The 22,535-nt window shown below is 45.5% G+C and carries 21 protein-coding genes; 18 read left to right on the top strand and 3 right to left on the bottom strand.

The window, feature by feature from the left end; all coding sequences use genetic code 11:
* Window positions 1–194 precede the first annotated feature (194 nt).
* From carA to B6A14_RS08610, 4 genes are read left to right on the top strand one after another with little or no spacing between them, the layout of a single operon-like run.
* Window positions 195–1,388 carry a glutamine-hydrolyzing carbamoyl-phosphate synthase small subunit gene (carA, locus tag B6A14_RS08625; RefSeq protein WP_087910334.1) on the top strand — a complete coding sequence of 398 codons (1,194 nt, stop codon included), beginning with the start codon at window positions 195–197 and terminating at the stop codon, window positions 1,386–1,388.
* Window positions 1,388–4,651 carry a carbamoyl-phosphate synthase large subunit gene (gene carB, locus B6A14_RS08620; protein WP_087910052.1) on the top strand — a complete coding sequence of 1,088 codons (3,264 nt, stop codon included), beginning with the start codon at window positions 1,388–1,390 and terminating at the stop codon, window positions 4,649–4,651. Before carA ends, carB begins: the two co-directional genes overlap by 1 nt.
* A gap of 58 nt (window positions 4,652–4,709) precedes the next feature.
* Window positions 4,710–5,186, top strand: a complete 477-nt coding sequence (greA, locus tag B6A14_RS08615) for a transcription elongation factor GreA (RefSeq protein WP_087910051.1) — start codon at window positions 4,710–4,712, stop codon at window positions 5,184–5,186.
* Between the two features lie 26 nt (window positions 5,187–5,212).
* Window positions 5,213–5,683 carry a DUF4149 domain-containing protein gene (locus B6A14_RS08610; protein ID WP_087910050.1) on the top strand — a complete coding sequence of 157 codons (471 nt, stop codon included), beginning with the start codon at window positions 5,213–5,215 and terminating at the stop codon, window positions 5,681–5,683.
* A 71-nt stretch (window positions 5,684–5,754) separates the two neighbouring features.
* On the opposite strand, the gene B6A14_RS08605 is transcribed toward B6A14_RS08610, so the two are convergent.
* A complete protein-coding gene (locus B6A14_RS08605; RefSeq protein WP_087910049.1) occupies window positions 5,755–6,381 on the bottom strand; it encodes a YhbY family RNA-binding protein in 627 nt (208 codons plus the stop codon).
* A gap of 126 nt (window positions 6,382–6,507) precedes the next feature.
* Here B6A14_RS08605 and B6A14_RS08600 point away from each other — a divergent pair, with 126 nt between their 5' ends.
* The 11 genes from B6A14_RS08600 to phoR all read left to right on the top strand — a co-directional run bounded on the left by B6A14_RS08600 (window position 6,508) and on the right by phoR (window position 18,280).
* Entirely contained in the window at window positions 6,508–7,182 is a 675-nt protein-coding gene (locus B6A14_RS08600) for an RlmE family RNA methyltransferase (RefSeq protein WP_087910048.1), read from the top strand.
* A gap of 165 nt (window positions 7,183–7,347) precedes the next feature.
* Complete coding sequence (gene ftsH, locus B6A14_RS08595) at window positions 7,348–9,228, top strand: ATP-dependent zinc metalloprotease FtsH (protein WP_087910047.1); 1,881 nt, start codon at window positions 7,348–7,350, stop codon at window positions 9,226–9,228.
* Between the two features lie 15 nt (window positions 9,229–9,243).
* Complete coding sequence (gene folP, locus B6A14_RS08590; protein WP_087910046.1) at window positions 9,244–10,107, top strand: dihydropteroate synthase; 864 nt, start codon at window positions 9,244–9,246, stop codon at window positions 10,105–10,107.
* Between the two features lie 45 nt (window positions 10,108–10,152).
* Window positions 10,153–11,496 (top strand): phosphoglucosamine mutase, encoded by a 1,344-nt coding sequence (gene glmM / locus B6A14_RS08585; RefSeq protein WP_087910045.1) that lies wholly within the window; start codon window positions 10,153–10,155, stop codon window positions 11,494–11,496.
* Between the two features lie 164 nt (window positions 11,497–11,660).
* Window positions 11,661–12,683 (top strand): phosphate ABC transporter substrate-binding protein PstS, encoded by a 1,023-nt coding sequence (gene pstS, locus B6A14_RS08580; protein WP_087910044.1) that lies wholly within the window; start codon window positions 11,661–11,663, stop codon window positions 12,681–12,683.
* Between the two features lie 89 nt (window positions 12,684–12,772).
* Entirely contained in the window at window positions 12,773–13,759 is a 987-nt protein-coding gene (gene pstC, locus B6A14_RS08575) for a phosphate ABC transporter permease subunit PstC (protein WP_087910043.1), read from the top strand.
* Window positions 13,756–14,622, top strand: a complete 867-nt coding sequence (gene pstA / locus B6A14_RS08570; protein WP_087910042.1) for a phosphate ABC transporter permease PstA — start codon at window positions 13,756–13,758, stop codon at window positions 14,620–14,622. The genes pstC and pstA overlap by 4 nt, the downstream gene beginning before the upstream one ends.
* A complete protein-coding gene (pstB, locus tag B6A14_RS08565) occupies window positions 14,619–15,467 on the top strand; it encodes a phosphate ABC transporter ATP-binding protein PstB (protein ID WP_236635700.1) in 849 nt (282 codons plus the stop codon). The genes pstA and pstB overlap by 4 nt, the downstream gene beginning before the upstream one ends.
* Window positions 15,468–15,480: 13 nt before the next feature.
* Window positions 15,481–16,188 (top strand): phosphate signaling complex protein PhoU, encoded by a 708-nt coding sequence (phoU, locus tag B6A14_RS08560; protein ID WP_087910041.1) that lies wholly within the window; start codon window positions 15,481–15,483, stop codon window positions 16,186–16,188.
* Window positions 16,189–16,202: 14 nt separating this feature from the next.
* Window positions 16,203–16,916 (top strand): phosphate regulon transcriptional regulator PhoB, encoded by a 714-nt coding sequence (gene phoB / locus B6A14_RS08555; protein ID WP_087910040.1) that lies wholly within the window; start codon window positions 16,203–16,205, stop codon window positions 16,914–16,916.
* Between the two features lie 65 nt (window positions 16,917–16,981).
* Entirely contained in the window at window positions 16,982–18,280 is a 1,299-nt protein-coding gene (gene phoR, locus B6A14_RS08550) for a phosphate regulon sensor histidine kinase PhoR (RefSeq protein WP_087910039.1), read from the top strand.
* A 3-nt stretch (window positions 18,281–18,283) separates the two neighbouring features.
* Here the strand turns inward: phoR and B6A14_RS08545 are convergent, their stop codons facing one another.
* Window positions 18,284–18,484 (bottom strand): hypothetical protein, encoded by a 201-nt coding sequence (locus tag B6A14_RS08545; protein ID WP_087910038.1) that lies wholly within the window; start codon window positions 18,482–18,484, stop codon window positions 18,284–18,286.
* Window positions 18,485–18,564: 80 nt separating this feature from the next.
* Complete coding sequence (locus B6A14_RS08540) at window positions 18,565–19,041, bottom strand: MgtC/SapB family protein (RefSeq protein WP_087910037.1); 477 nt, start codon at window positions 19,039–19,041, stop codon at window positions 18,565–18,567.
* A 97-nt stretch (window positions 19,042–19,138) separates the two neighbouring features.
* On the opposite strand from B6A14_RS08540, the gene B6A14_RS08535 reads away from it, so the two are divergent.
* The 3 genes from B6A14_RS08535 to ppx all read left to right on the top strand — a co-directional run bounded on the left by B6A14_RS08535 (window position 19,139) and on the right by ppx (window position 22,528).
* The gene (locus tag B6A14_RS08535) at window positions 19,139–20,581 is read left to right on the top strand and encodes a DUF2252 domain-containing protein (RefSeq protein WP_087910036.1); all 1,443 of its coding nucleotides are present in this window, start codon (window positions 19,139–19,141) and stop codon (window positions 20,579–20,581) included.
* Between the two features lie 75 nt (window positions 20,582–20,656).
* Window positions 20,657–20,866, top strand: coding sequence for a GDCCVxC domain-containing (seleno)protein (locus tag B6A14_RS10525; RefSeq protein WP_087910035.1), 210 nt, complete (start codon window positions 20,657–20,659; stop codon window positions 20,864–20,866).
* Window positions 20,867–20,965: 99 nt separating this feature from the next.
* Window positions 20,966–22,528: an exopolyphosphatase gene (gene ppx / locus B6A14_RS08525; RefSeq protein WP_269088047.1), complete on the top strand. Its 1,563-nt coding sequence runs from the start codon at window positions 20,966–20,968 to the stop codon at window positions 22,526–22,528.
* Window positions 22,529–22,535: the final 7 nt, after the last annotated feature.

Below are 22,535 nucleotides of genomic sequence, written 5' to 3'. Positions count from 1 at the left end.
ACGGCTCGCAAAGGGTCGATTGGCTGGGTATTTAAGGGTTTACGAGCAAAACTGGTATCATTGCAAGGTTCGAAACTAAATAAATACCCTAGCGCTTAAAGACACTCACCTCCCGCATAAACAAGCCCCGGGGTTAGTCTTTTTGGGGGTTTTGAGCGTCGGATGGAGCAGGGACTGGAGATGGTTTGTCACCCTTGCTTCCTTCTTTTCCCCCCGCCGTGTTGGCCCTAGCCGACGGCACCATTTTTCCTGGTTTTAGCATTGGCGCCCCTGGCGAAACTACCGGCGAAGTTGTTTTCAATACCGCTTTAACTGGTTATCAAGAGATCATTACTGATCCCAGTTACTGCCGTCAGATTGTTACCCTCACATATCCTCATATTGGTAACGTTGGCGTGAATGCTCAAGATGCAGAGTCTGACCAGATTCATGCTGCGGGCCTAGTTATTAAAGATTTACCAAAGCGCGTTTCCAGCTTTCGCTCAGAAGGAACGCTTGACGCCTATCTCACCAAAGCAGGCGTTCTTGGAATTGCTGGCATTGATACTCGCAAGCTAACTCGTATTCTGCGCGATAAAGGCGCTCAATCTGGTGCGATTGTGGCTGGCAAATTGGGCGATAGTCACGAAGTCTTGGGCAAGAAAGCACTTGAGTTGGCAAAAGCTTTCCCAGGAATGTCTGGTTTAGATTTGGCTAAAGTGGTGTCTACCAAAACATCTTATCCATGGCGTGAAGCTGAATGGGAATTGCATGGCCCTGCAGATAAACCTGCATACAAAACTTTAGATACCAGCAAGCCGACTAAAAAAGTGGTCGCCTATGACTTTGGTGTTAAACACAATATTTTGCGCATGCTCACAGAGCGTGGTTGTGAGCTCACTGTAGTTCCTGCGCAAACGAGTGCAGCAGAAGTGCTGGCCATGAATCCTGACGGCGTTTTCTTCTCTAACGGCCCTGGAGATCCTGGGCCTTGTGACTATGCAATTACCGCAGCAAAAGAAATCATCGAAAAAGGTTTACCAACTTTTGGTATCTGTTTAGGCCATCAAATTATGGGCTTAGCAGCCGGTGCAAAAACCTTGAAGATGAAGTTCGGTCACCACGGTGCCAATCATCCAGTGAAAGATCTCGATACTGGACGTGTAGCGATTACTTCCCAAAACCATGGTTTTGCAGTCGATGCAAATTCATTGCCAGACAATATTCGAGTTACTCACGTTTCTCTATTTGATGGTTCCTTACAAGGCTTGGCTTGGAAAGATAAGCCGGCATTCTGTTTCCAGGGTCACCCTGAGGCATCGCCGGGACCTCATGACATTGCCTATTTATTTGATCGTTTTGTGGAGCTTATGAATGCTGCCGCTGTTGGTAATAAGGGGGGCAAATAATGCCTAAGCGTAGCGATATTAAGAGCATCCTGATTATTGGTGCAGGCCCAATTGTGATTGGGCAAGCCTGTGAGTTTGATTACTCCGGTGCGCAAGCTTGTAAGGCCCTGCGTGATGAGGGTTACAAAGTTATTTTGGTAAATAGCAATCCAGCAACCATCATGACTGACCCTGAGATGGCGGATGTCACTTACATCGAGCCTATTACCTGGGAAGTGGTTGAGCGCATCATCGCCACTGAAAAACCAGATGCTATTTTGCCAACGATGGGCGGTCAAACTGCCTTGAACTGTGCTTTAGATTTGCACCGCAACGGGGTGCTAGAAAAGTACGGCTGTGAACTTATCGGCGCATCTCCAGAAGCAATCGATAAAGCCGAAGATCGCCAGAAATTTAAAGAAGCGATGACCAAGATTGGTCTTGGATCTGCTAAGTCTGGTATTGCGCATTCGATGGATGAGGCCTTAGAGGTTCAACAACGCATTCAGCAAGAGACAGGCAGCTCAGGATTCCCCGTAGTGATTCGCCCTTCATTCACCATGGGTGGATCTGGTGGTGGTATTGCTTATAACCGTGAAGAGTTCGAAGAGATCTGTAAACGCGGTCTTGATCTTTCGCCTACCCGTGAGCTCTTGATTGAAGAGTCGCTCTTGGGTTGGAAAGAGTTTGAGATGGAAGTGGTGCGTGATCGTCATGACAATTGCATCATCGTTTGCTCAATTGAAAACTTAGATCCAATGGGCGTGCATACGGGTGACTCGATTACTGTTGCTCCAGCCCAAACGTTGACCGATAAAGAATATCAAATCATGCGTAATGCATCGATTGCAGTTCTGCGTGAAATTGGCGTGGATACTGGTGGATCAAACGTTCAGTTTTCGATCAATCCTGTTGATGGTCGCATGATCGTCATTGAGATGAACCCACGAGTATCTCGCTCATCCGCGCTAGCTTCTAAGGCAACCGGTTTCCCGATTGCCAAGATTGCAGCAAAGCTGGCTGTTGGCTATACCTTAGATGAGTTGAAGAACGACATTACTGGCGGCGCTACACCAGCATCATTTGAGCCTTCCATTGACTACGTAGTGACGAAGATCCCGCGCTTTGCCTTTGAGAAATTCCCGCAAGCCGATTCCCGTTTAACAACGCAAATGAAATCCGTTGGTGAAGTCATGGCGATTGGCCGTACTTTCCAGGAGTCATTCCAAAAGGCGCTGCGTGGTCTTGAGGTTGGCGTAGATGGCCTAGATGAAGTGTCTACAGACCTCGATGACATCATCAATGAAATCAATGAGCCAGGCCCGGATCGTATTTGGTATTTGGCTGACGCCTTCCGGATGGGCATGGGTCTTGACGAGGTCTATGCAGAAACTAAAGTTGATCCTTGGTTCTTAGAGCAAATTGAAGAACTCATCACGATTGAAGCAGAGCTTAAGCAACGTAAGATCGACAGTCTATCTGCAGCAGAACTGCGCGCTGTTAAGCAAAAGGGCTTCTCGGACCGTCGCTTAGCGAAGTTACTTGGTGTGGATCCGTCATCTGTTCGCGCTGCACGTCATCGCTTAAAGGTGGTTCCTGTATACAAGCGGGTTGATACTTGCGCAGCTGAATTCTCAACGAATACCGCTTACTTGTATTCGACCTATGAAGCAGAGCATGGTGAATGCGAATCTAATCCAACTACTAAAGACAAGATCATGGTCTTGGGTGGTGGCCCTAACCGGATTGGTCAAGGTATCGAGTTTGACTATTGCTGCGTACATGCAGCCTTAGCAATGCGTGATGATGGTTACGAAACCATCATGGTCAACTGCAACCCTGAAACTGTTTCAACTGACTATGACACATCTGATCGCTTGTATTTCGAGCCATTAACGCTCGAGGATGTATTAGAAATCGTCGCCAAAGAGAAGCCAAAAGGTGTGATCGTGCAGTACGGCGGTCAAACTCCATTGAAGCTCGCTTTGGATCTTGAGCGGAATGGCGTGCCGATCATTGGCACCTCGCCTGACATGATTGATGCAGCCGAAGACCGTGAACGTTTCCAGAAACTCTTGCATGACTTAGGCTTGCGTCAGCCGCCAAATCGGACTGCACGTGCTGAAGATGAGGCTCTCAAGCTTGCTGAAGAGATTGGCTATCCTCTAGTAGTGCGTCCTTCCTATGTATTGGGTGGTCGTGCCATGGAAATCGTTCATGATGGCCGTGACTTAGAGCGCTATATGCGTGAAGCTGTTAAGGTATCTCACGACTCTCCTGTATTGCTAGACCGCTTTCTCAATGATGCAATTGAGTGTGATGTCGATTGCATTAGTGATGGCACCAAGGTCTTCATTGGTGGTGTGATGGAGCATATTGAGCAGGCTGGTGTTCACTCAGGTGACTCTGCATGTTCATTGCCACCATATTCTTTGTCTGATGAAACCGTTGCAGAGATCAAGCGTCAAACAGCAGCTATGGCCAAGGGCTTGAACGTGATTGGTTTGATGAATGTGCAATTTGCCATCCAAAATGTCGATGGCAAAGATGTTATTTATGTTTTGGAAGTGAATCCACGCGCTTCACGTACGGTACCGTTTGTATCCAAAGCAACTGGTCTACAGTTGGCAAAGATTGCTGCACGCTGCATGGTGGGTCAAACTCTAGAGCAGCAAGGCATTAAGGCAGAAGTTAAGCCGCCTTACTTCTCTGTAAAAGAAGCCGTGTTCCCATTTAATAAGTTCCCTGGCATCGACCCCATTCTTGGACCAGAGATGCGCTCTACTGGTGAAGTTATGGGTGTGGGCAAAACTTTTGGTGAAGCTTTATTCAAATCCCAATTGGGCGCTGGTATCAAGTTGCCGAAAAGTGGAACCGTATTACTAACTGTGAAAGATAGCGATAAGCCTAAAGCAGTTGAGGTTGCCAAACTTCTTCATCAGTTAGGCTTCCCAATGGTTGCTACCAAGGGTACTGCAGCGGCGATAGAGGCAGCTGGTCTGCCAGTGCGCGTAGTCAATAAGGTCAAAGATGGTCGCCCCCATATCGTGGATTTCATCAAAAACGGTGAAATTTCCCTGGTATTTACTACCGTGGATGAAACCCGTACTGCTATTGCGGACTCTCGCTCTATCCGAACTAGTGCCCAAGCCAATGGCGTGACTTACTACACGACGATTAGCGCAGCACGGGCGGTAATGGATGGGCTCCTAGCCTCTCAAAAAGGCAGCAAAGAGTCTCTAGAGGTGTATTCCTTGCAAGACTTACATCGGAAGCTCATTTAATCTAAAATCAACTTTTGTTCGCGCAATTGAGCGCAAGAATTTAAGTTAGGTTGGTAGTATGAGCACAATTCCCCTTACCAAACGCGGTGCAGAACTCCTGAAAGAGGAGCTGCACCGTCTTAAGCATGTTGAGCGTCCAGCAGTGATTATTTCCATTTCTGAGGCCCGCGCCCAGGGCGATCTCTCCGAGAACGCCGAGTACGATGCTGCCAAAGAAAAGCAAGGTTTCATTGAAGGCCGCATTCAGGAGTTAGAGGGCAAGCTTTCTGCAGCGCAGATTATTGACCCTGCTTCACTGGATGTTTCTGGTCGCATCGTGTTCGGTGCTACCGTGGATTTGGAAGATCTTGAAGACGGTACTAAATTTACTTATCAAATTGTCGGTGACGATGAAGCTGATATTGCCTCTAATAAAATCTCGATTAGTTCTCCAATTGCCCGCGCTTTGATTAGCAAAGAAGAGGGTGATGTGGTTGCTGTTCAAGCTCCGGGTGGTAACCGCGAAGTTGAGATTTTGGCAGTACGCTATATCTAAGCGCAATAGCAAGAGCAGCTAATCTTATGCATGTTGGCGCACAACGCCTTTTTATCTTAGTTGCTGGTCTTTGGGTTGGTAGCATCCTTACCGTTGGATACTTGGTAGCACCAACAATCTTTGGCACACTTACCGATCGTCAAGTGGCCGGCATGGTTGCCGGTAGCATCTTTAAAGTAGAGGCTTATCTCAGTACGATTGTTTGTATTGCACTGATGGTGCTCGCCAATCTTCTCGTTACCCGCGGCCTCACTCAGTACAGAATCATTCGACTAATTCTATTAGGCATGTTGCTCTGTTCGGTGGCAGCCTCATTTGTATTCATCCCCTGGATGAATACTCTGAGAGATCAGGCCCTCCTGAATGGAATGCCTGTCATGCTCTCGCCATCGGCAGATCTATTTGGAAAGCTCCATGGCGCATCAAGCATCGTATTCATGATTCAGAGCGCATTGGGCATCTATTTGGTTTGGCGCCTCACTAAGCCAAATTTATAAACATCAAATTAAGCTAGTAACAGCTAATAAAAAACGCCGACTAGCGGCGTTGTTTGAACTGGCTTAGCCTATTAAGACCCAAGCAATTTTTTCTTAGTGCTACTCATGCGTACTTTCCGCTTCTTGATGGGAGCAGGTGCAGCAGCAGCTTTGCGATAGCCTGGTGATGACCAGCCAATTTTTGATTCAGCGGCTTCAGAGCGTAGCACTCGTTTCTTCGGCGTAGCAGATTTCACAGCTGCAGCTCTGGCAAATGGCGCAGCATTCGAAGCAGAGCGCCGCTCTGATCGTTCCGAGGTGCTGGTACGAACACCAGATTTTGTCGGTGCACGATTCTGCTGACGTTTAGTGCGTGGAGCTTGTAATGATTTCTTGGTCTGCTTTGATGATCTACTGAGATTTGAAAACGCTTCCTCAACTACATCTTTAGGTTTCCATAGAACCAGTAGCTTGCCAATATGCTGCACTGGTGCAGCATCGAGTTTGTCGCAGAGTTCTTCGTATATCGCCACGCGCGCTTCACGATCATCGCCAAAAACGCGAACCTTAATGAGGCCATGATGACTAATAGCAAGCTTGGCCTCTTTAATTACAGCAGGCGTTAAGCCATCACCACCAACCATTACCACTGGACTTAAGTCATGGGCATCAGCTTTGAGGGATTTGCGTTGTGCGGGGGTGATAGTAAGAGCAGTCATGGGCTTGATGATAGAGCATTGACCGCTTAAAAGACCTGTTTGGAACAGTTTTAACAGTTTTGGCTACGATTCCTTTTGCTTTAGAGGGCTAAAACTAGGAAAATGTAGGGCGAAAGTGGGTAAGTTGTGGCAAAGAATAAATTTAATAAAAGTTGGTTGCAGGATCACTTAACCGATCCCTATGTGAAGATGGCTCAGAAAGAGGGCTATCGCGCTAGAGCGGTTTATAAGCTCAGTGAAATTGATGAGCAAGATCACCTCATACAAGCGGGCATGACCATTGTCGACCTTGGAAGCGCTCCCGGGAGCTGGTCACAGTACGCCCGCAATCGTCTTACCGAGTTAGGTAAAAGCAATCCTAAGATTGAATCTGGCAAGCCTGATGGTCAAATTATTGCTATCGATATTTTGCCAATGGAAGATATTGCAGATGTCAGCTTTATACAGGGTGACTTTCGTGAAGAAGAGGGGCTCCAGGCTTTAGAAGCCTTATTGCCTAAGAGCGCTGAAGGCAAGGTTGATCTCGTCTTATCCGATATGGCCCCAAACCTTTCGGGTGTGGGTGTTGCTGATGCTGCTCGGATGGCCTTTTTGGCTGAAATTGCCCTCGACTTTGCCGTAGCCCACCTCAAGCCTGAAGGTGCTTTATTGATCAAATGCTTTAACGGCAGCGGTTACAGCCAGATTGTCGAATCCTTCAAAAAGGTCTTTAAAACCGTTGCCTCCCGCAAGCCTAAGGCCTCCCGGGCTAAGTCCTCAGAGATTTTTCTACTGGGTCGAAACTTAAAATCCCCTAAATAGTCGTTTGTTGAGCAATAAAGGCAAGGGAAGCCCCAATAACCCCCTGAAATACATGGGTTTATTAAATAAATCAGCCATTGGCCCTTGAAAAAGGGTGGTAGTAGAATCAAATACATAGAAAGCAATTGGCTTTAAATCCTGGGTAGATCCAGAAAAGGAAACAATTTGAACAGCAATATGTTCCAAAAAATCGGTGTGTGGCTCATTGTGGGCTTGGTACTTTTCACTGTTTTTAAACAGTTTGATAAACCAAAGGACCAAACTCAAGTCACGTATTCCCAATTCATGGATGACGCAAAAGCGGGCAAAGTGAAGCGTGTGGATGTACAAGGTCGCACATTGCAAGTCACTCCTGCTGACGGCTCTAAATACTCCATCATCTCTCCAGGCGATATTTGGATGGTTGGTGACTTAATGAAGTACGGTGTCCAGGTTACTGGTAAAGCGGATGATGAACCCAATATGTTGGTTTCTGCTTTGCACTATCTCGGACCTACTTTATTGATTATTGGTTTTTGGTTTTTCATGATGCGCCAAATGCAAGGTGGCGGTAAAGGCGGAGCATTCTCTTTTGGTAAATCGAAAGCGCGCCTGATTGATGAAAATAGTAATACTGTGACATTCGCTGATGTTGCTGGTTGCGATGAAGCTAAAGAAGAAGTCTATGAGTTAGTTGATTTCTTAAAAGATCCACAAAAGTTTCAAAAGCTTGGTGGTCGCATTCCTCATGGCGTTTTGCTGGTGGGCCCTCCAGGTACCGGTAAAACCCTGCTGGCACGTGCTATTGCGGGTGAGGCGAAAGTTCCATTCTTCTCGATCTCGGGTTCTGATTTCGTAGAAATGTTTGTTGGTGTTGGTGCATCTCGCGTACGCGATATGTTTGAAAACGCTAAGAAAAATTCACCATGCATCATCTTTATTGACGAGATTGATGCTGTAGGTCGCCATCGCGGCGCTGGTATGGGCGGCGGTAATGATGAGCGTGAGCAAACCTTGAATCAAATGCTCGTTGAGATGGATGGCTTTGAAAGCAATAGCGGCGTGATCGTCGTTGCTGCTACCAACCGCTCCGATGTATTGGATAAAGCGTTGCTACGTCCAGGCCGTTTCGACCGTCAGGTTCACGTTGGTTTGCCTGATATTCGGGGTCGTGAGCAGATCCTGCAAGTGCATATGCGTAAAGTTCCAATTGATCCCGATGTCAATGCTGCAGTGCTGGCACGTGGCACACCAGGATTTTCTGGCGCGGATTTAGCGAACCTAGTTAACGAAGCTGCATTGTTTGCTGCGCGTCGTAATAAGCGTTCAGTAGATATGAGAGATTTTGAAGACGCTAAGGACAAGATCTATATGGGTCCTGAGCGTAAGTCAGCAGTGATGCGCGAAGAAGAGCGTCGTAACACGGCTTATCACGAGTCTGGGCATGCGGTTGTAGCCAAGATTCTGCCTAAAGCTGATCCGGTACATAAAGTCACCATCATGCCGCGTGGCATGGCTTTAGGTGTGACTTGGCAGTTGCCCGAGTTTGATCGTGTCAATCTGTATAAAGATCGCATGATGGAAGAGTTGGCGATCTTGTTTGGTGGTCGTGCTGCTGAAGAAGTGTTCTTAAACTCGATGAGCACTGGTGCATCGAATGACTTTGAGCGTGCTACTAAAATGGCACGCGATATGGTGACGCGTTACGGCATGAGCGATAGCTTAGGTACGATGGTTTATGTTGATACCGAATCAGAAAGTATTTTTGGCCGTAATAGCACCAAGACCGTTTCTGAGTTAACACAGCAAAAAGTTGACTTTGAGATTCGTACGCTGATTGATAGCCAATACAACTTAGCGAGATCTATTCTTGAGAATAATCGCGATAAGGTTGAAGCCATGGTTGCTGCTTTGCTTGAATGGGAGACCATCGATGCTGAGCAAATCAATGACATTATGGAAGGTCGTCCACCAAGAGCACCGCTTCCTCCTCCTGCAACCCAGTTTGGTAACTCTGCTGGTGGAGCACCAGGACCGGCTGCTGGTAGCGCCCCAGCAACAGCTTAAAACTTAGCCGTCTGAATGGACAAGCAAGGCATGCAAGAGATGCCCACACCATGGCGTTGTGGGCGTTTTCTTTTTGACTTCACCAAACGCAAGCGTCCCGTAGTCATGGGCATTCTGAATGCCACACCCGATTCATTTTCTGATGGCGGCCAATTTAGATCACCAAAAGATGCTATCGCTCAAGCTGAGTTGATGATTGCCAATGGCGTTGATCTGATCGATATCGGCGGAGAATCCACTAGGCCAGGAGCAGAGCCAGTAGAACTGCAGGAAGAGTTGGATCGCGTCTTGCCAGTAATTGAAGCGCTCAAGGATTGCGGTGTACCGCTATCGATTGATACTTATAAAGCAGAGACTATGCGTCAAGCGCTTCATGCTGGTGTTGATTGTGTCAATGACATCTGGGCATTGAGACAAGACGGTGCTGTGGATGCTGTGCTAGAGAGTCAGGATTGCGGAATTGTATTGATGCATATGCAACGCGATCCATTGACTATGCAATTTAATCCAGAGTATCAAGATGTAGTTACAGACGTCACACTATTTCTCAAAGAACGTGTAGAGCTACTCAAATCAAAAGGTATAGCCCAAAACAGAATTGCCATAGATCCAGGCTTTGGATTTGGCAAAAGCCTTGAACATAATCTGAGCATGTTGTCGCACTTTGAGGATTTCTCAAGCTTGGGGTATCCGGTCTTGGCGGGCATATCTCGTAAATCGATGATCGGCAAGCTCACTGGCAAAGACACCAATGAGCGAGTAGCCCCTAGCATTGCGGCAGCCATCATGGCGGCTGATCGAGGGGCCAAAATTGTCAGGGTTCATGATGTTCCGGAAACGGTAGATGCTTTAAAGCTATGGGAAGCAATAGATGGCTAGAGCCTAAGCTCTGAGCCCAAAGCTTCTCAGTTTTATAATGACCCTATGAAAAAACAATACTTTGGAACGGATGGAATTCGCGGTGAAGTAGGGCAGTTTCCGATTGTCCCTGAGTTTATGACTCGCCTTGGATATGCCGCAGGCATGGTCTTATCCAGAGATGCCAAACCAGGCCAACGTTGCAAAGTATTGATTGGTAAAGATACCCGTATCTCAGGTTATTTACTCGAAGCAGCATTAGAAGCTGGTTTTGCTGCTGCTGGCGTCGATGTGATGCTTTGCGGGCCAATGCCAACCCCTGGAGTGGCTTACCTTACGAAAGCCTTGCGTTTATCAGCAGGCGTGGTGATCTCTGCATCACATAATCCTTATCAAGATAACGGTATTAAGTTTTTCTCGGCCAATGGCGACAAGCTCGATGATGACTTTGAGTTCGCAATTGAGGCTGAGTTAGCAAAACCCATGGGTTGTGTGAGCGCACAAGATTTGGGTAAAGCTTTTCGCTTAGATGATGCAGCAGGACGCTATATTGAATTCTGCAAATCGACATTCCCAGGCGATCTTAACCTGAAGAAATTAAAGCTGGTAGTCGATTGCGCCAATGGTGCCGCCTATCACACCGCACCAAATGTTTTTCATGAGCTGGGTGCAGAAGTAGTTTCCATTGGTGTTACTCCAGACGGTAGAAACATTAATGATGGCTGTGGAGCAACTGCACCTGATGCACTCATTGCTAAAGTCAAGGCAGAAAAGGCAGACTTGGGTATCGCATTAGATGGTGATGCAGACCGCCTGCAAATGGTGGATGCTACAGGCAGACTATTTAATGGCGATGAGCTGCTGTATGTGCTTGCTAAAGATCGATTGGACCGCGGACAAAAGATTGGTGGGGCGGTTGGTACCCTCATGACTAACTTGGCAGTTGAGAACGCGATTAAGGATTTGGGGATTGGATTTGAGCGTGCCAATGTAGGCGATAGATACGTTCTTGAGCTCCTAAAACAAAAGGGCTGGATTATTGGCGGAGAAGGTTCAGGCCATTTACTGTGTTTAGATCAGCATTCCACAGGTGACGGCACAATTGCCGCTCTCCAAGTGCTGGCAGCCATGAGTCAAAATAAAAAGAGTCTGGCGCAGCTATTGGAGAAGGTAAGCATCTTTCCCCAAGTACTCTTGAATGTGAAATTCAAACCCGGCTATGACTGGAAGTCAGATGAGAAGCTTAAGCAACAGATTGCTAAAGTAGAGGCGGATCTGAAGGATATTGGCAGGGTGTTAATTAGGGAATCTGGTACAGAACCCCTTCTCAGGGTAATGGTTGAGACCAAAGACGCAAAAGTAGCCATGACGGCTGCAAAAAGTATTGCTGATTTGGTGCCAACAGTGTAATTCCTAGGGGATTATTTCTCAATTTAGACCTGATAAATTCAATCTAAATCATTGATTTATTTGACTATTATTATTTATGACAATCCTGTCATCAAAGCGTCATAGTCCAATCGTATTGTCCTTATATCGCAATGTTGCGTTATTTCTATATTAGGACTAATCACATGAAATCTTTCTTGAAAAAAGCACTAGTCATTAGCGCTATTTCATTGGCTCCAGTTGCATTTGCTGCTGATATGACAGGTGCAGGCGCAACATTCCCTTACCCAATTTATGCTAAATGGGCAGAAGCCTATAAAGCAAAAACAGGCTCTAATTTGAATTACCAGTCAATTGGTTCTTCTGGCGGTATCAAGCAAATTAAAGCAAAAACAGTGGATTTCGGTGCTACTGATAATCCAGTGAAATTTGAAGATCTTGAAAAGGATGGCATGGTTCAATTTCCAGCCATCATCGGCGGTGTGGTTCCAGTTATTAACGTGGATGGTGTGAAGCCAGGCGAAATCAAATTAGATGGCCCAACCTTAGCGGATATTTTCCAGGGCATTATTTCTGACTGGGGTGATAAACGCATTGCTATCATGAACCCAGGTGTGAAGATCCCTTCCGGTCCAATTACTGTTATTCATCGTGCAGATGGATCTGGTACTACCGCTATTTTTACTGACTACCTAGCAAAAGTAAGTACCTTGTGGAAAGATGCTGTTGGTGCTGGCGCTGCAGTGAAATGGCCAGCAGCCTCCTCAGTTGGTGGTAAAGGCAACGAAGGTGTCGCTGCAAACGTTTCACGAGTCAAGAACTCTGTTGGCTACGTTGAATATGCATATGCTAAGAAGAACAAAATGACCTATATCTCCTTGAAAAACAAAGATGGTAATTTTGTTGCTCCTGATGATGTCACTTTTGCTGCAGCTGCTGCTGGAACAGATTGGGCAAAGATCCCAGGTATGGGTACTTTTATTACCAATGCTTCTGGTGCTAAATCTTGGCCTATTAGTGGCGCTTCATTCATCTTGTTATACAAAAATCCTGAGAACAAAGCTAATGCAGCTGAAGTAATCAAATTCTTTGACTTCGCATTTAAAGATGGCAAGAAAATGGCAGAAGAGTTGGATTATGTTCCGATGCCTGATTCAACAACAGACTTTATTCGTAAGAACGTATTTACTAAGGTTGTAACTAAGTAAGATTTGATGGTTATTTGTTAATCATTCATCAACGAACAGCTCCACAACAATGTGGGGCTGTTTCAATATTTAAATAAGCCAAATTCATAATGGATATTCTTCAGTCTCACTCAGCTCCAACACGGCAGGCTCTCAGGATTGCTAAGTTACAGCGTGTACAAGATTTTCTATTTCACGCAATTACACAATTCTTTGCGGTATCCGTGCTGATTGCTTTGGTAGGCATCATTATCTCTTTGGTGATTAATGCCTGGCCAGCTCTTGATAAATTTGGAATTGGATTCTTCTTCACTAAAGAGTGGGACATTATTAATGGTGAATTTGGTGGCTTAATTGCTATCTACGGAACGATTGTTACCTCTCTGATTGCTTTACTCATTGCGGTTCCTTTGAGTTTTGGTATTGCAGTATTTCTAACTGAGCTATGCCCGGGCCCACTAAAAAGGCCCTTAGGTACTGCAGTTGAATTGCTTGCCGCTGTGCCATCGATTATTTACGGTATGTTTGGTCTGTTCATATTCGCACCACTATTTGGTGAATATATTCAACCAGCATTAGCTGCAACTCTTGGTCAGATTCCTGGTTTAGGTATTCTCTTTTCTGGAGCATTTAACGGTATCGGTATTCTCTGCGCAGGTTTGATCCTTGCGATGATGATTCTGCCGTTCATCGCCTCAGTAATGCGCGATGTATTTGAAATCGTTCCGCCTGTTCTCAAAGAATCTGCTTATGGTATTGGATGTACGACTTGGGAAGTTGTTAAGAATGTTGTGCTTCCCTATACAAAAGCTGGTGTGATTGGCGGCATCATGCTCGGATTAGGTAGGGCGCTGGGTGAAACGATGGCAGTCACTTTCGTTATTGGCAATGCCCATCGCTTATCTCCATCTCTATTCGCTCCTGGTAATTCAATTGCATCGACCTTAGCAAATGAGTTTGGTGAAGCTGAGATTGGGGCGCATTACTCTTCCTTATTTGCGCTGGGTCTCGCGCTATTTGTCATCACATTCATTGTCTTAGCCGTTGCTAAGTGGATGCTGATGAATATGGAGAAAAAGCAAGGACTAAAAACATGAACGGTCTCTCAAATATTGACCCTGCAATTTTTGCTAAGCGTAAGCGTGCAAACAAAATTGGCTTAGTCCTCTCTATGACGGCTATGGTCCTAGGCATGGTATTTTTGCTTTGGATCTTGAGTATTTTATTTATTAAAGGCTTCTCTTCAATAAATTTAGACGTCTTTACTCATAGTACGCCTGCGCCGGGATCAGAGGGCGGTGGTTTGGCTAATGCGATTGTTGGCAGTCTCATGATTGTTGCTAGTTGTACCCTAATCAGCACCCCTATTGGCGTGCTGGCTGGTTTATATCTATCAGAGTATGGGGATAGAAGTAAGGTTGCTTCAACTACTCGCTTCGTTACTGACATCATGTTGTCTGCACCTTCCATTGTGATTGGTCTATTTGTGTATGCATTGGTAGTGGCACAAGTTCGTCACTTCTCTGGTTGGGCTGGCACGATTGCATTGGCTCTCATTGCAATTCCGGTTGTAGTGAGAACAACAGAGAATATGCTGCGCTTAGTTCCAGGAAGTTTGCGTGAAGCTGCCTATGCCTTAGGAACGCCTAAATGGAAAGTCGCTTTCATGATTACTTTGCGCGCTGCGAAAAGTGGTGTGATAACTGGTATCTTGTTGGCTCTTGCGCGAGTGAGCGGTGAAACAGCGCCATTACTATTTACAGCATTAAATAACCAATTCTTCTCGACCAATATGAATGCTCCAATGGCTAACTTGCCAGTGGTCATTTTTCAGTTTGCAATGAGTCCTTACGATAACTGGGTTGATTTAGCCTGGGCTGCAGCTTTATTGATCACATTTGCCGTGCTCGGCTTAAATATTTTGGCGCGTGTGGTATTCCGTGAGAAGGTCCAGGGATGATGAGTAATATGAAATCAATGTTTGACTTAAATAAGATTGATAGTCAAGGGGGTAAAGTGGAATCAACAAATCAACAATCAGAGCAGGCTGCTATCAATGCGCTTGAGGTTCGAAATCTTAATTTCTTTTATGGTTCCTTTCAGGGCCTTAAAGACATCAATCTTGATATTGAGCAAGGTAAGGTAACTGCATTTATTGGGCCTTCTGGTTGCGGTAAATCTACGCTACTGAGAACCCTAAATCGCATGTATGACCTTTATCCTGGTCAACGTGCTGAAGGTGAAATTAATTTCTATGGCCAAAATATTCTGGAGCCAGGCCAAGATCTGAACTTGCTGCGCTCACGTATTGGTATGGTTTTCCAAAAGCCAACTCCTTTTCCAATGTCCATCTATGAAAACATTGCCTTTGGTGTGCGCTTGTATGAAAAGCTCTCACGCTCTGAAATGGATGAGCGGGTTGAGTGGGCTCTCAATAAGGCGGCCCTGTGGAATGAAGCTAAAGACAAATTGAACCAAAGTGGTTTATCACTATCGGGTGGTCAACAACAACGCCTTTGTATCGCTCGTGGTGTTGCAGTGAAACCATCTGTGATTTTGCTCGATGAGCCTACATCAGCATTGGACCCGATTTCTACCGGCAAAATTGAAGAATTGATTAATGAGCTCAAGCATGAGTACACGATTGCGATTGTTACCCACAATATGCAGCAGGCTGCCCGCGTATCTGATTACACTGCCTATATGTATCTTGGAAGCATGGTTGAGTATGGTAAAACAGATGAAATATTTATCAAGCCTAAGCGCAAAGAAACAGAAGACTATATTACCGGCCGCTTCGGTTAATTGGAGACATTAAATGCCAGATAAACACCTATCATCACAATTTGATGCGGACTTAAATTCACTCTCTAGCCGTTTATTAGAGATGGGTGGCTTAGTAGAAGCCCAAATTTCTACTGCGATGCGTGCATTTACGCAAATGGATGCTGATACCTGCAATGTTGTGATCGAGAATGAAAAACTCGTAAATGATCTTGAGATTCAAATTGACTTAGCTTGTACTGAGCTGATTGCAAGACGTCAGCCAACCGCTCGCGACTTACGATTAGTAATGGCTGTATCAAAGGCGATTACCAATTTGGAGCGCGCTGGGGATGAAGCGGAGCGCGTTGCCAAACGTACTAAACGTCTCATTGAGACCGGCGCTCCACACAATATTAATGTGGCTGAGATTCGGCTTTCTGGTCAGATGGCTATTAATTTATTGCGTCGTAGTTTGGATGCATTTGCACGACTCGATACCATTGCAGCTGCTGAGGTTGTGGCTGAGGACCGTCAGATCGATGAAGAGTTTAGGGGCTTTGTGCGCAAACTCATTTCGTATATGTCTGAAGATCCACATATTATTAGCACCGGTTTAGATATGCTCACGATTGCTAAGGCAATTGAGCGCATTGGTGATCATGCAAAAAATATTGCTGAGTTTGTGATTTATATCGCAAAGGGATCTGATGTGCGCCACATACCACATGAAGATTTAGTGCGCGAAGCCAATAAAGAATAAATACATTACCTACTATGACTCACCGCATACTAATAGTTGAAGATGAGCCATCCATTGCAGAGTTGATTGCAATTAATCTAAGTCATGCCGGTTATGAAGTAGAGAAAGCAATGCAAACTGATCTTGCCATCGCAATGATGAAAGATCGCTTGCCAAGCATGGTAATCCTCGACTGGATGCTTCCAGGCAAGTCAGGCGTTCAATTTGCGAAGGAATTACGGGCAAATGAGCGCACTAGAGGCCTACCTATCTTGATGCTAACTGCTAAAAGTGAGGAATCCGATAAGGTTATGGGCTTAGATTCTGGGGCGGACGACTATGTCACAAAGCCTTTTTCACCCAAGGAATTAATTGCTCGAGTCAAAGCATTATTGCGTAGACAGACCCCGATTGATGACACTGGCCCACTTACTGTTGGGCCCTTAAAGCTCGATCCTAGCTCCCATCGAGTCTTGGCTGTTTGGCCTAATTGTGAGCCAAAGCCAGTTGCTTTAGGTCCTACAGAGTATCGCCTGCTGCAATTCTTTATGGCTAACCCAGAGCGCGTTCATTCACGCACCAACTTACTTGATAAGGTATGGGGTAATGAAGTTTATATCGAAGAGCGTACGGTTGACGTCCACATTAAGCGCTTAAGGGCTGCATTGACCCCGGTAGATTGCGATCGCTTTATTGAGACCATCAGGGGTAGTGGATACCGGATTACCAAAACACCAACCGAGACCTAGGCTGACAGAACCAGGCTTTTTGGGCTAATTTTTGGAGCTTTTTAGAGATCGTCTAAGATTGCACCATGATTTCCGCCTTATCACGATTCATTTTCTTGGTTTGCCTTGCGCTCATCGGCGCATTTATTGTCCTTTATAACTGGGGCCCCGAATTAGCCATTGTGACCGGCATCGCTTTTTTATCGATTCCTCTCGTCTACTCCTATGTCAATCTAGCAAGATTAGGTAAGTACGTTCAATCTGATTCTGTTGAGAGCATGCCTCTACCAAGTGGACTTTGGGAGGATATATTTTTTAGACTGCAGCGTTTGGTTAAAACGTTGAAGCAAAGAATGCGTAATATTGAGCAGCAACATGATCACTTTATTGAAGCGTTCCAAGCATCACCAAACGGGATTTTGATGCTTGATCAAGATGATCAGATTGAGTGGTGTAACAGTATTGCTGAACGATTCTTTGGGCTCGTTTTTAAACGAGACGTGATGCAGCGGATTAATTTTTTAATTCGTCGACCAGAATTTATTCAATATCTCAACAAGCGTAACTTTGATGAGCCTTTACTGCTTGAGCGCATGGGCCCAGACAGCAGTCTAAGCTTAATGTTGCAAGCCTTCCCATTTGGTAATCGGCGCCATTTATTATTAGTACAAAACGTAACGGATCTCCAAAAAGCGGATGCCATGCGCCGTGACTTCGTTGCCAATGTATCTCATGAAATGAGAACACCAATTACGGTATTGATGGGATTTTTGGAAACAGTTCAATCTTTAGAGCTAGAAAAAGGCCAACGCGATCAGTATTTTGAGATGATGATGTCTCAAGCGCAACGCATGAAGAGTTTGGTGGAGGATCTATTAACGCTTGCCAATTTAGAAGCCAATTCATTGCCAGCGGCGACAAATAAGGTCAATATTGAAACATCAATGGCCTTACTTAAAAATGATGCAGAAGCTTTGTCTCACGGGCATCATAGCTTTACTTTTGAAGTGCTTACCAAAGAAGATGTATTGGGCGAAGAACGAGAAATACTTTCTGCATTCAGTAACTTAGTATCGAATGCAATTCGTTACACTCCTGATGCTGGCCAAATTCATGTGAGATGGGGCATCAATGCAGATGGGCAGGGAGAATTTTCTGTAAGTGATACTGGCCCTGGTATTGCCTCAGAACATCTTTCAAGACTGACAGAGCGTTTTTATCGAGTTGATAGAAGTCGCTCTCGGGATACCGGTGGAACTGGTCTTGGACTTGCAATTGTTAAGCATATTGCTAGTCGACATCAAGCTCAATTAGCAATTGAAAGCACTCCTGGCAAGGGCAGTACCTTTAAGTTGTGCTTTCCTAAGGAGCGTTTGACTCCCTAAGAATTAGTCTTTTTTCTTCTTTTTCTTCTTTTTAGACTCTTTAGGAAGTTTTTCAGTTTTGCCGCCAGCGTATAGGCACCAAACCTTGATTTCCTCAAGCAACTCTACAAGATCATCATGGGGGAGGCTTTTTAGGTCAACAAGGCCAATTGCACCACTTTCTTGTAACTGCTTTACTGCATCTTCGTATCGATATTCACTCATGGCTTTAGCTTATTGTTTCAAAGAATGCCAATCCTATCAAAGAAATATGACAAAACATGGTTTTAGTATTTCTGGCTTATTTAGTCTGGATCCCCCGAAATTTCAGAGCTCCTCTTAACCCCATTTAGCCTAGCAAAGAGCCTCTCCAAGGGGCCTCCTAAGGCCAGTGTAATGAGGATAGCTCCCAGAGCCAATCCCCCTAAAACAAACTGTCCTGCACCAAAGGCAGCCCCAATCAGGGCGCAGGCCCAAAGACTAGCTGCAGTAGTGAGGCCATGGACCCGTCTGGAGCGTTGCTCATGAATAATCACCCCGGCACCCAAAAAGCCAAGACCAGTAATCAGCCCTTGCAAAACGCGGCTGACTGCCTGAGCATCATCCTGCATGAAGTCACTAATCAGCATAATCGCTGTAGCAGACCCAATTGCAACCAAAGAGTGTGTGCGTATACCGGCTGACTTGTGGTGCAGCCAACGATTTAGGCCAAGAATAGTCCCAACGAGTAGGGCTAAAGCTAGCCTTAAGGCCATAGTGCCGTATAGATTGAAATCCTGCATGCTTATTTCCGTGGAAAAGTAATTGTTGGTTCAGTGTATCCCAGCTCTTTCTTAGGCATTAACATAAGTAAAACAATTGAATACTTAGGTAGCCCCCATGTCTTTAGAGCAGAAACCACAATTTGCCGTCCTTAGGTCTGTTGAGTCATTCAAAGACCCGCGTCCTAGTATTAAAAAGCGTATGGCTGATGGCAAGGCTTTACGTAAGCTAGTTAACTTTTCTGAACAGGGCAAATACACGCCTCCCAAGAAGCGAATTGACCCAGTAACAATATTGGAGGCACAGGCTAGTCAACGTATTGCATCTTTGATTCCTATTCGTTATGAGCGCATGTTGCAGTCTCCATTTGCTTTTTTTAGAGGTGGTGCCGCCGTCATGGCTCAGGACTTGGCAAATCAGCCCACAACAAATGTGACTGTTCAGCTTTGCGGTGATATGCACGTGTCGAACTTCGGTTTATTCGGAACTGCTGAGCATCGATTGGTATTTGGGATTAATGATTTTGATGAAACGCTGCCTGGTAGCTGGGAGTGGGATATCAAACGTTTAGTCGCAAGTGCGGTGATTGCCTCGGATAGCATGGGCGGCGATAAAGCATTAGGTAAAAAGCTGGTTTATCGCATCGTTTCTGAATACCAGAAACGCATGGATGAATACGCCAAAATGCCCTATTTAGATTTAGCCCAAGTATTTATTGGCGAAAAGGATATCCGCAAGCACTTTAGCAAGGAGCATCAGAAGAATCTTGATGCCTACTTGAAAGAGACAAAAGGGCAGGGGAATATTCAGGTACTCCAGAGTCTCACGACATTGGTTGGCAAGAATCGTAAGATCATTAATAGACCGCCCTTAATTGAGCACTTCAAGAAAGATGCCTATGGCGTTCAATTGATATCGCTGATCGATAAGGCGCTATTAAATTATTCCAGCACCTTGCTCGTAGATCGACAAATTTTATTTCAACGCTATTCGCTCAAAGATTATGCTAGAAAGGTTGTAGGCGTTGGCAGTGTTGGTACCAATTGTATGGTCTTGTATTTTGAAGGTGATAGCGAACATGACCCATTATTCTTGCAGTACAAGGAATCACAAAAATCTGTCCTCACGCCTTATTTAGGTGAATCTATTTATCGTGATATGGGTCATCGTGTAGTAGCGGGTCAACGACTGCTTCAGGGTGCACCTGATATTTTCTTAAACTTTGGTTCAGTTCAATACGATATCAATCAGAGTCAGGGATTCTATTTGCGCCAATTACGCGATATGAAGGGCGGTATTGGGATTGGTGCAGGAGGAGTATCTTTAAAGAACTTCCCAGACTATGCAAGGCTTTTTGGATGGGCCTTGGCCCTAGGTCACGCACGCTCAGGTGATGCTGCCATGATTGCAGGGTATTGCGGCCAGTCCAAGGAGCTGACTGAGGCCTTATATTCTTTTGCTAGGTCTTATGCAAAGCAGAATCAACAGGATTTCGAGGTATTTTCGAAGGCCGTCAAGAGCGGCAGATTGAAGGCGGCAAGCAAAAAAACGGCTCTTTAAAGTTGAAAAGGTATTGTCATTGAGCTGGATGGGGTCTGACATATTCCTGAAATATCTGCAGTCCACTATATCTCTGTGACCGCCCAAGAAAAACAACATTCGACCATTACTTGTCCGTACTGCCAGGCGACAGAGACTCTAGAGATTCCAAGAGGATCCTCTCAGCATTTGTATCGTTGCCGCGCTTGTGCTTGCATCTTGAAGCCTAAATCTGGTGATTGCTGTATTTTTTGCAGCTTCGGAGACCTAGATTGTTCTAGCGCGGAGCAAAACCTAGCCGCATAGCCTTATTCCTATTGGACTGAGCTGTAATTTCATCAATGTGTCATGGATATTTCATAAAATAGACATATTCGATTGGTGTAAGTATTTTTAGGGACTATTTTGGCAATTCATTCTGACGACTCCACATCTTCTTCTGGCGACTTAGTCGCAGCAGTAGATTTGGGATCCAACAGTTTTCGTATGTTGGTTGCTCAGGCTGTTAATACGCCATCGGGAATGCAACTTCGTCCCATAGATACCTTGCGTGATTCAGTGAGACTAGCAGCAGGTCTTACCGAAAACAAACTCTTAGGCAATGACGCCTATCAAAGGGGCTTAACCTCGATTAGACGTTTTGGCGAGCGCATTCGAGGCTTTGATCCATCTAATGTCCGCGCAGTTGCTACCAATACTTTACGTGTTGCTAAGAATGCCCCGCAATTTGTAAAAGATGCACAAGAGGCCTTGGGCTTTCCAATTGAGGTCATCGCAGGGGTTGAAGAGGCGCGATTGATTTATATCGGTGCTGCGCATGAAGTTCCCGCAGTTCACGGTAACCGCCTGGTAGTCGATATTGGCGGCGGTTCTACCGAATTTATTATCGGTAAGGGTTATGAACCCAAGCTCATGGAAAGCCTGTATATCGGCTGTGTTTCCCATAGCATGCGTTTTTTCCCTAAAGGTAGTATTGATTCTCATGCTTTTAAAGAAGCTGAATTAGCAGCTAGGCGTGAGATCCAGGTTATTGCAGGGGCATATCTGAAGAGCGGCTGGAAACAAGCGATTGGCTCCTCTGGTACCGCCAGAGCCCTTGCTGAATTAATTGCTGCCAATGACTTCAATGGCCATAGTGATGGTTTGACTTTAGGGGGTGTGAATACTTCTAGCGGTCTCATTACGCGCGATAGTTTGCGTGCTATGAAAAAGCACCTCCTGAAATATGAACATATTAGTCAAGTTGAGCTTTTAGGACTGAAGGATGATCGAAGGGCTGTCTGGCCTGGTGGCTTAGCCATTATGTTGGCTGTATTTGATGAGCTCGGTATCGAAGAGATGGAGGTTACCGATGCTGCTTTGCGTACTGGCGTTCTCTATGACCTTCTGGGCCGCTCTCAACATCATGACATGCGTTATGTAACCGTTGAGCAGTTTATGCAGCGGTATTCCGCAGATCGTGAACAAGCAACCCGCGTTGGAAAGTTAGCTTCTGAATTCTTGCAGCAATTACCTAAACCAGATACAGAGAGCAGGGTTGACAATATTGCACTGTTGCAATGGGCTGCTAATTTGCATGAGATTGGTCTATCCATCTCGCATAACGGGTATCACAAACATTCGGCCTACATAGCAGGTAATGCTGATATGCCGGGCTTTTCTAAAAACGATCAAGCCCGCTTAGCTGCACTCTTGATTGGGCATACCGGTAAATTAGGTAAGCTTGCAAACAACGCCGGCTTTCATGATTGGCGCATGTTGTTTTGCCTGCGATTAGCCCAAGTACTTTGTCGTGGTAGAAGCGATGAAGACTTACCGAAGGTAAAAGTTTCTGAAAATGATGGTGCTTACCAGGTATGCATTTCTAAAGAATGGGCCCAAACCCACCCCTTAACAGAGTTCAGCCTACTAAAAGAAGCGGCCGAATGGTCTCGCATCGGCCGCTCTTACGAACTCAGTTTGAAGTAAAAACGAG

Source organism: Polynucleobacter hirudinilacicola (assembly GCF_002192535.1).
GTDB lineage: Bacteria > Pseudomonadota > Gammaproteobacteria > Burkholderiales > Burkholderiaceae > Polynucleobacter > Polynucleobacter hirudinilacicola.
The sequence above is the reverse complement of the archived record's forward strand: the minus strand, read 5'-3'. Positions and strand labels throughout refer to the sequence as shown.

Bases quoted from the DNA above. Each gene is read 5' to 3' on its own strand.
- phoU (WP_087910041.1), top strand. From the start codon at position 15,481: ATGCCAGATAAACACCTATCATCACAATTTGATGCGGACTTAAATTCA.
- pstC (WP_087910043.1), top strand. From the start codon at position 12,773: ATGGATATTCTTCAGTCTCACTCAGCTCCAACACGGCAGGCTCTCAGG.
- B6A14_RS08610 (WP_087910050.1), top strand. From the start codon at position 5,213: ATGCATGTTGGCGCACAACGCCTTTTTATCTTAGTTGCTGGTCTTTGG.
- carB (WP_087910052.1), top strand. From the start codon at position 1,388: ATGCCTAAGCGTAGCGATATTAAGAGCATCCTGATTATTGGTGCAGGC.
- pstS (WP_087910044.1), top strand. From the start codon at position 11,661: ATGAAATCTTTCTTGAAAAAAGCACTAGTCATTAGCGCTATTTCATTG.
- phoB (WP_087910040.1), top strand. From the start codon at position 16,203: ATGACTCACCGCATACTAATAGTTGAAGATGAGCCATCCATTGCAGAG.
- B6A14_RS08605 (WP_087910049.1), bottom strand. From the start codon at position 6,381: ATGACTGCTCTTACTATCACCCCCGCACAACGCAAATCCCTCAAAGCT.
- B6A14_RS08540 (WP_087910037.1), bottom strand. From the start codon at position 19,041: ATGCAGGATTTCAATCTATACGGCACTATGGCCTTAAGGCTAGCTTTA.
- pstB (WP_236635700.1), top strand. From the start codon at position 14,619: ATGATGAGTAATATGAAATCAATGTTTGACTTAAATAAGATTGATAGT.
- pstA (WP_087910042.1), top strand. From the start codon at position 13,756: ATGAACGGTCTCTCAAATATTGACCCTGCAATTTTTGCTAAGCGTAAG.
- glmM (WP_087910045.1), top strand. From the start codon at position 10,153: ATGAAAAAACAATACTTTGGAACGGATGGAATTCGCGGTGAAGTAGGG.
- folP (WP_087910046.1), top strand. From the start codon at position 9,244: ATGGACAAGCAAGGCATGCAAGAGATGCCCACACCATGGCGTTGTGGG.
- greA (WP_087910051.1), top strand. From the start codon at position 4,710: ATGAGCACAATTCCCCTTACCAAACGCGGTGCAGAACTCCTGAAAGAG.
- B6A14_RS08535 (WP_087910036.1), top strand. From the start codon at position 19,139: ATGTCTTTAGAGCAGAAACCACAATTTGCCGTCCTTAGGTCTGTTGAG.
- phoR (WP_087910039.1), top strand. From the start codon at position 16,982: ATGATTTCCGCCTTATCACGATTCATTTTCTTGGTTTGCCTTGCGCTC.
- B6A14_RS08545 (WP_087910038.1), bottom strand. From the start codon at position 18,484: ATGAGTGAATATCGATACGAAGATGCAGTAAAGCAGTTACAAGAAAGT.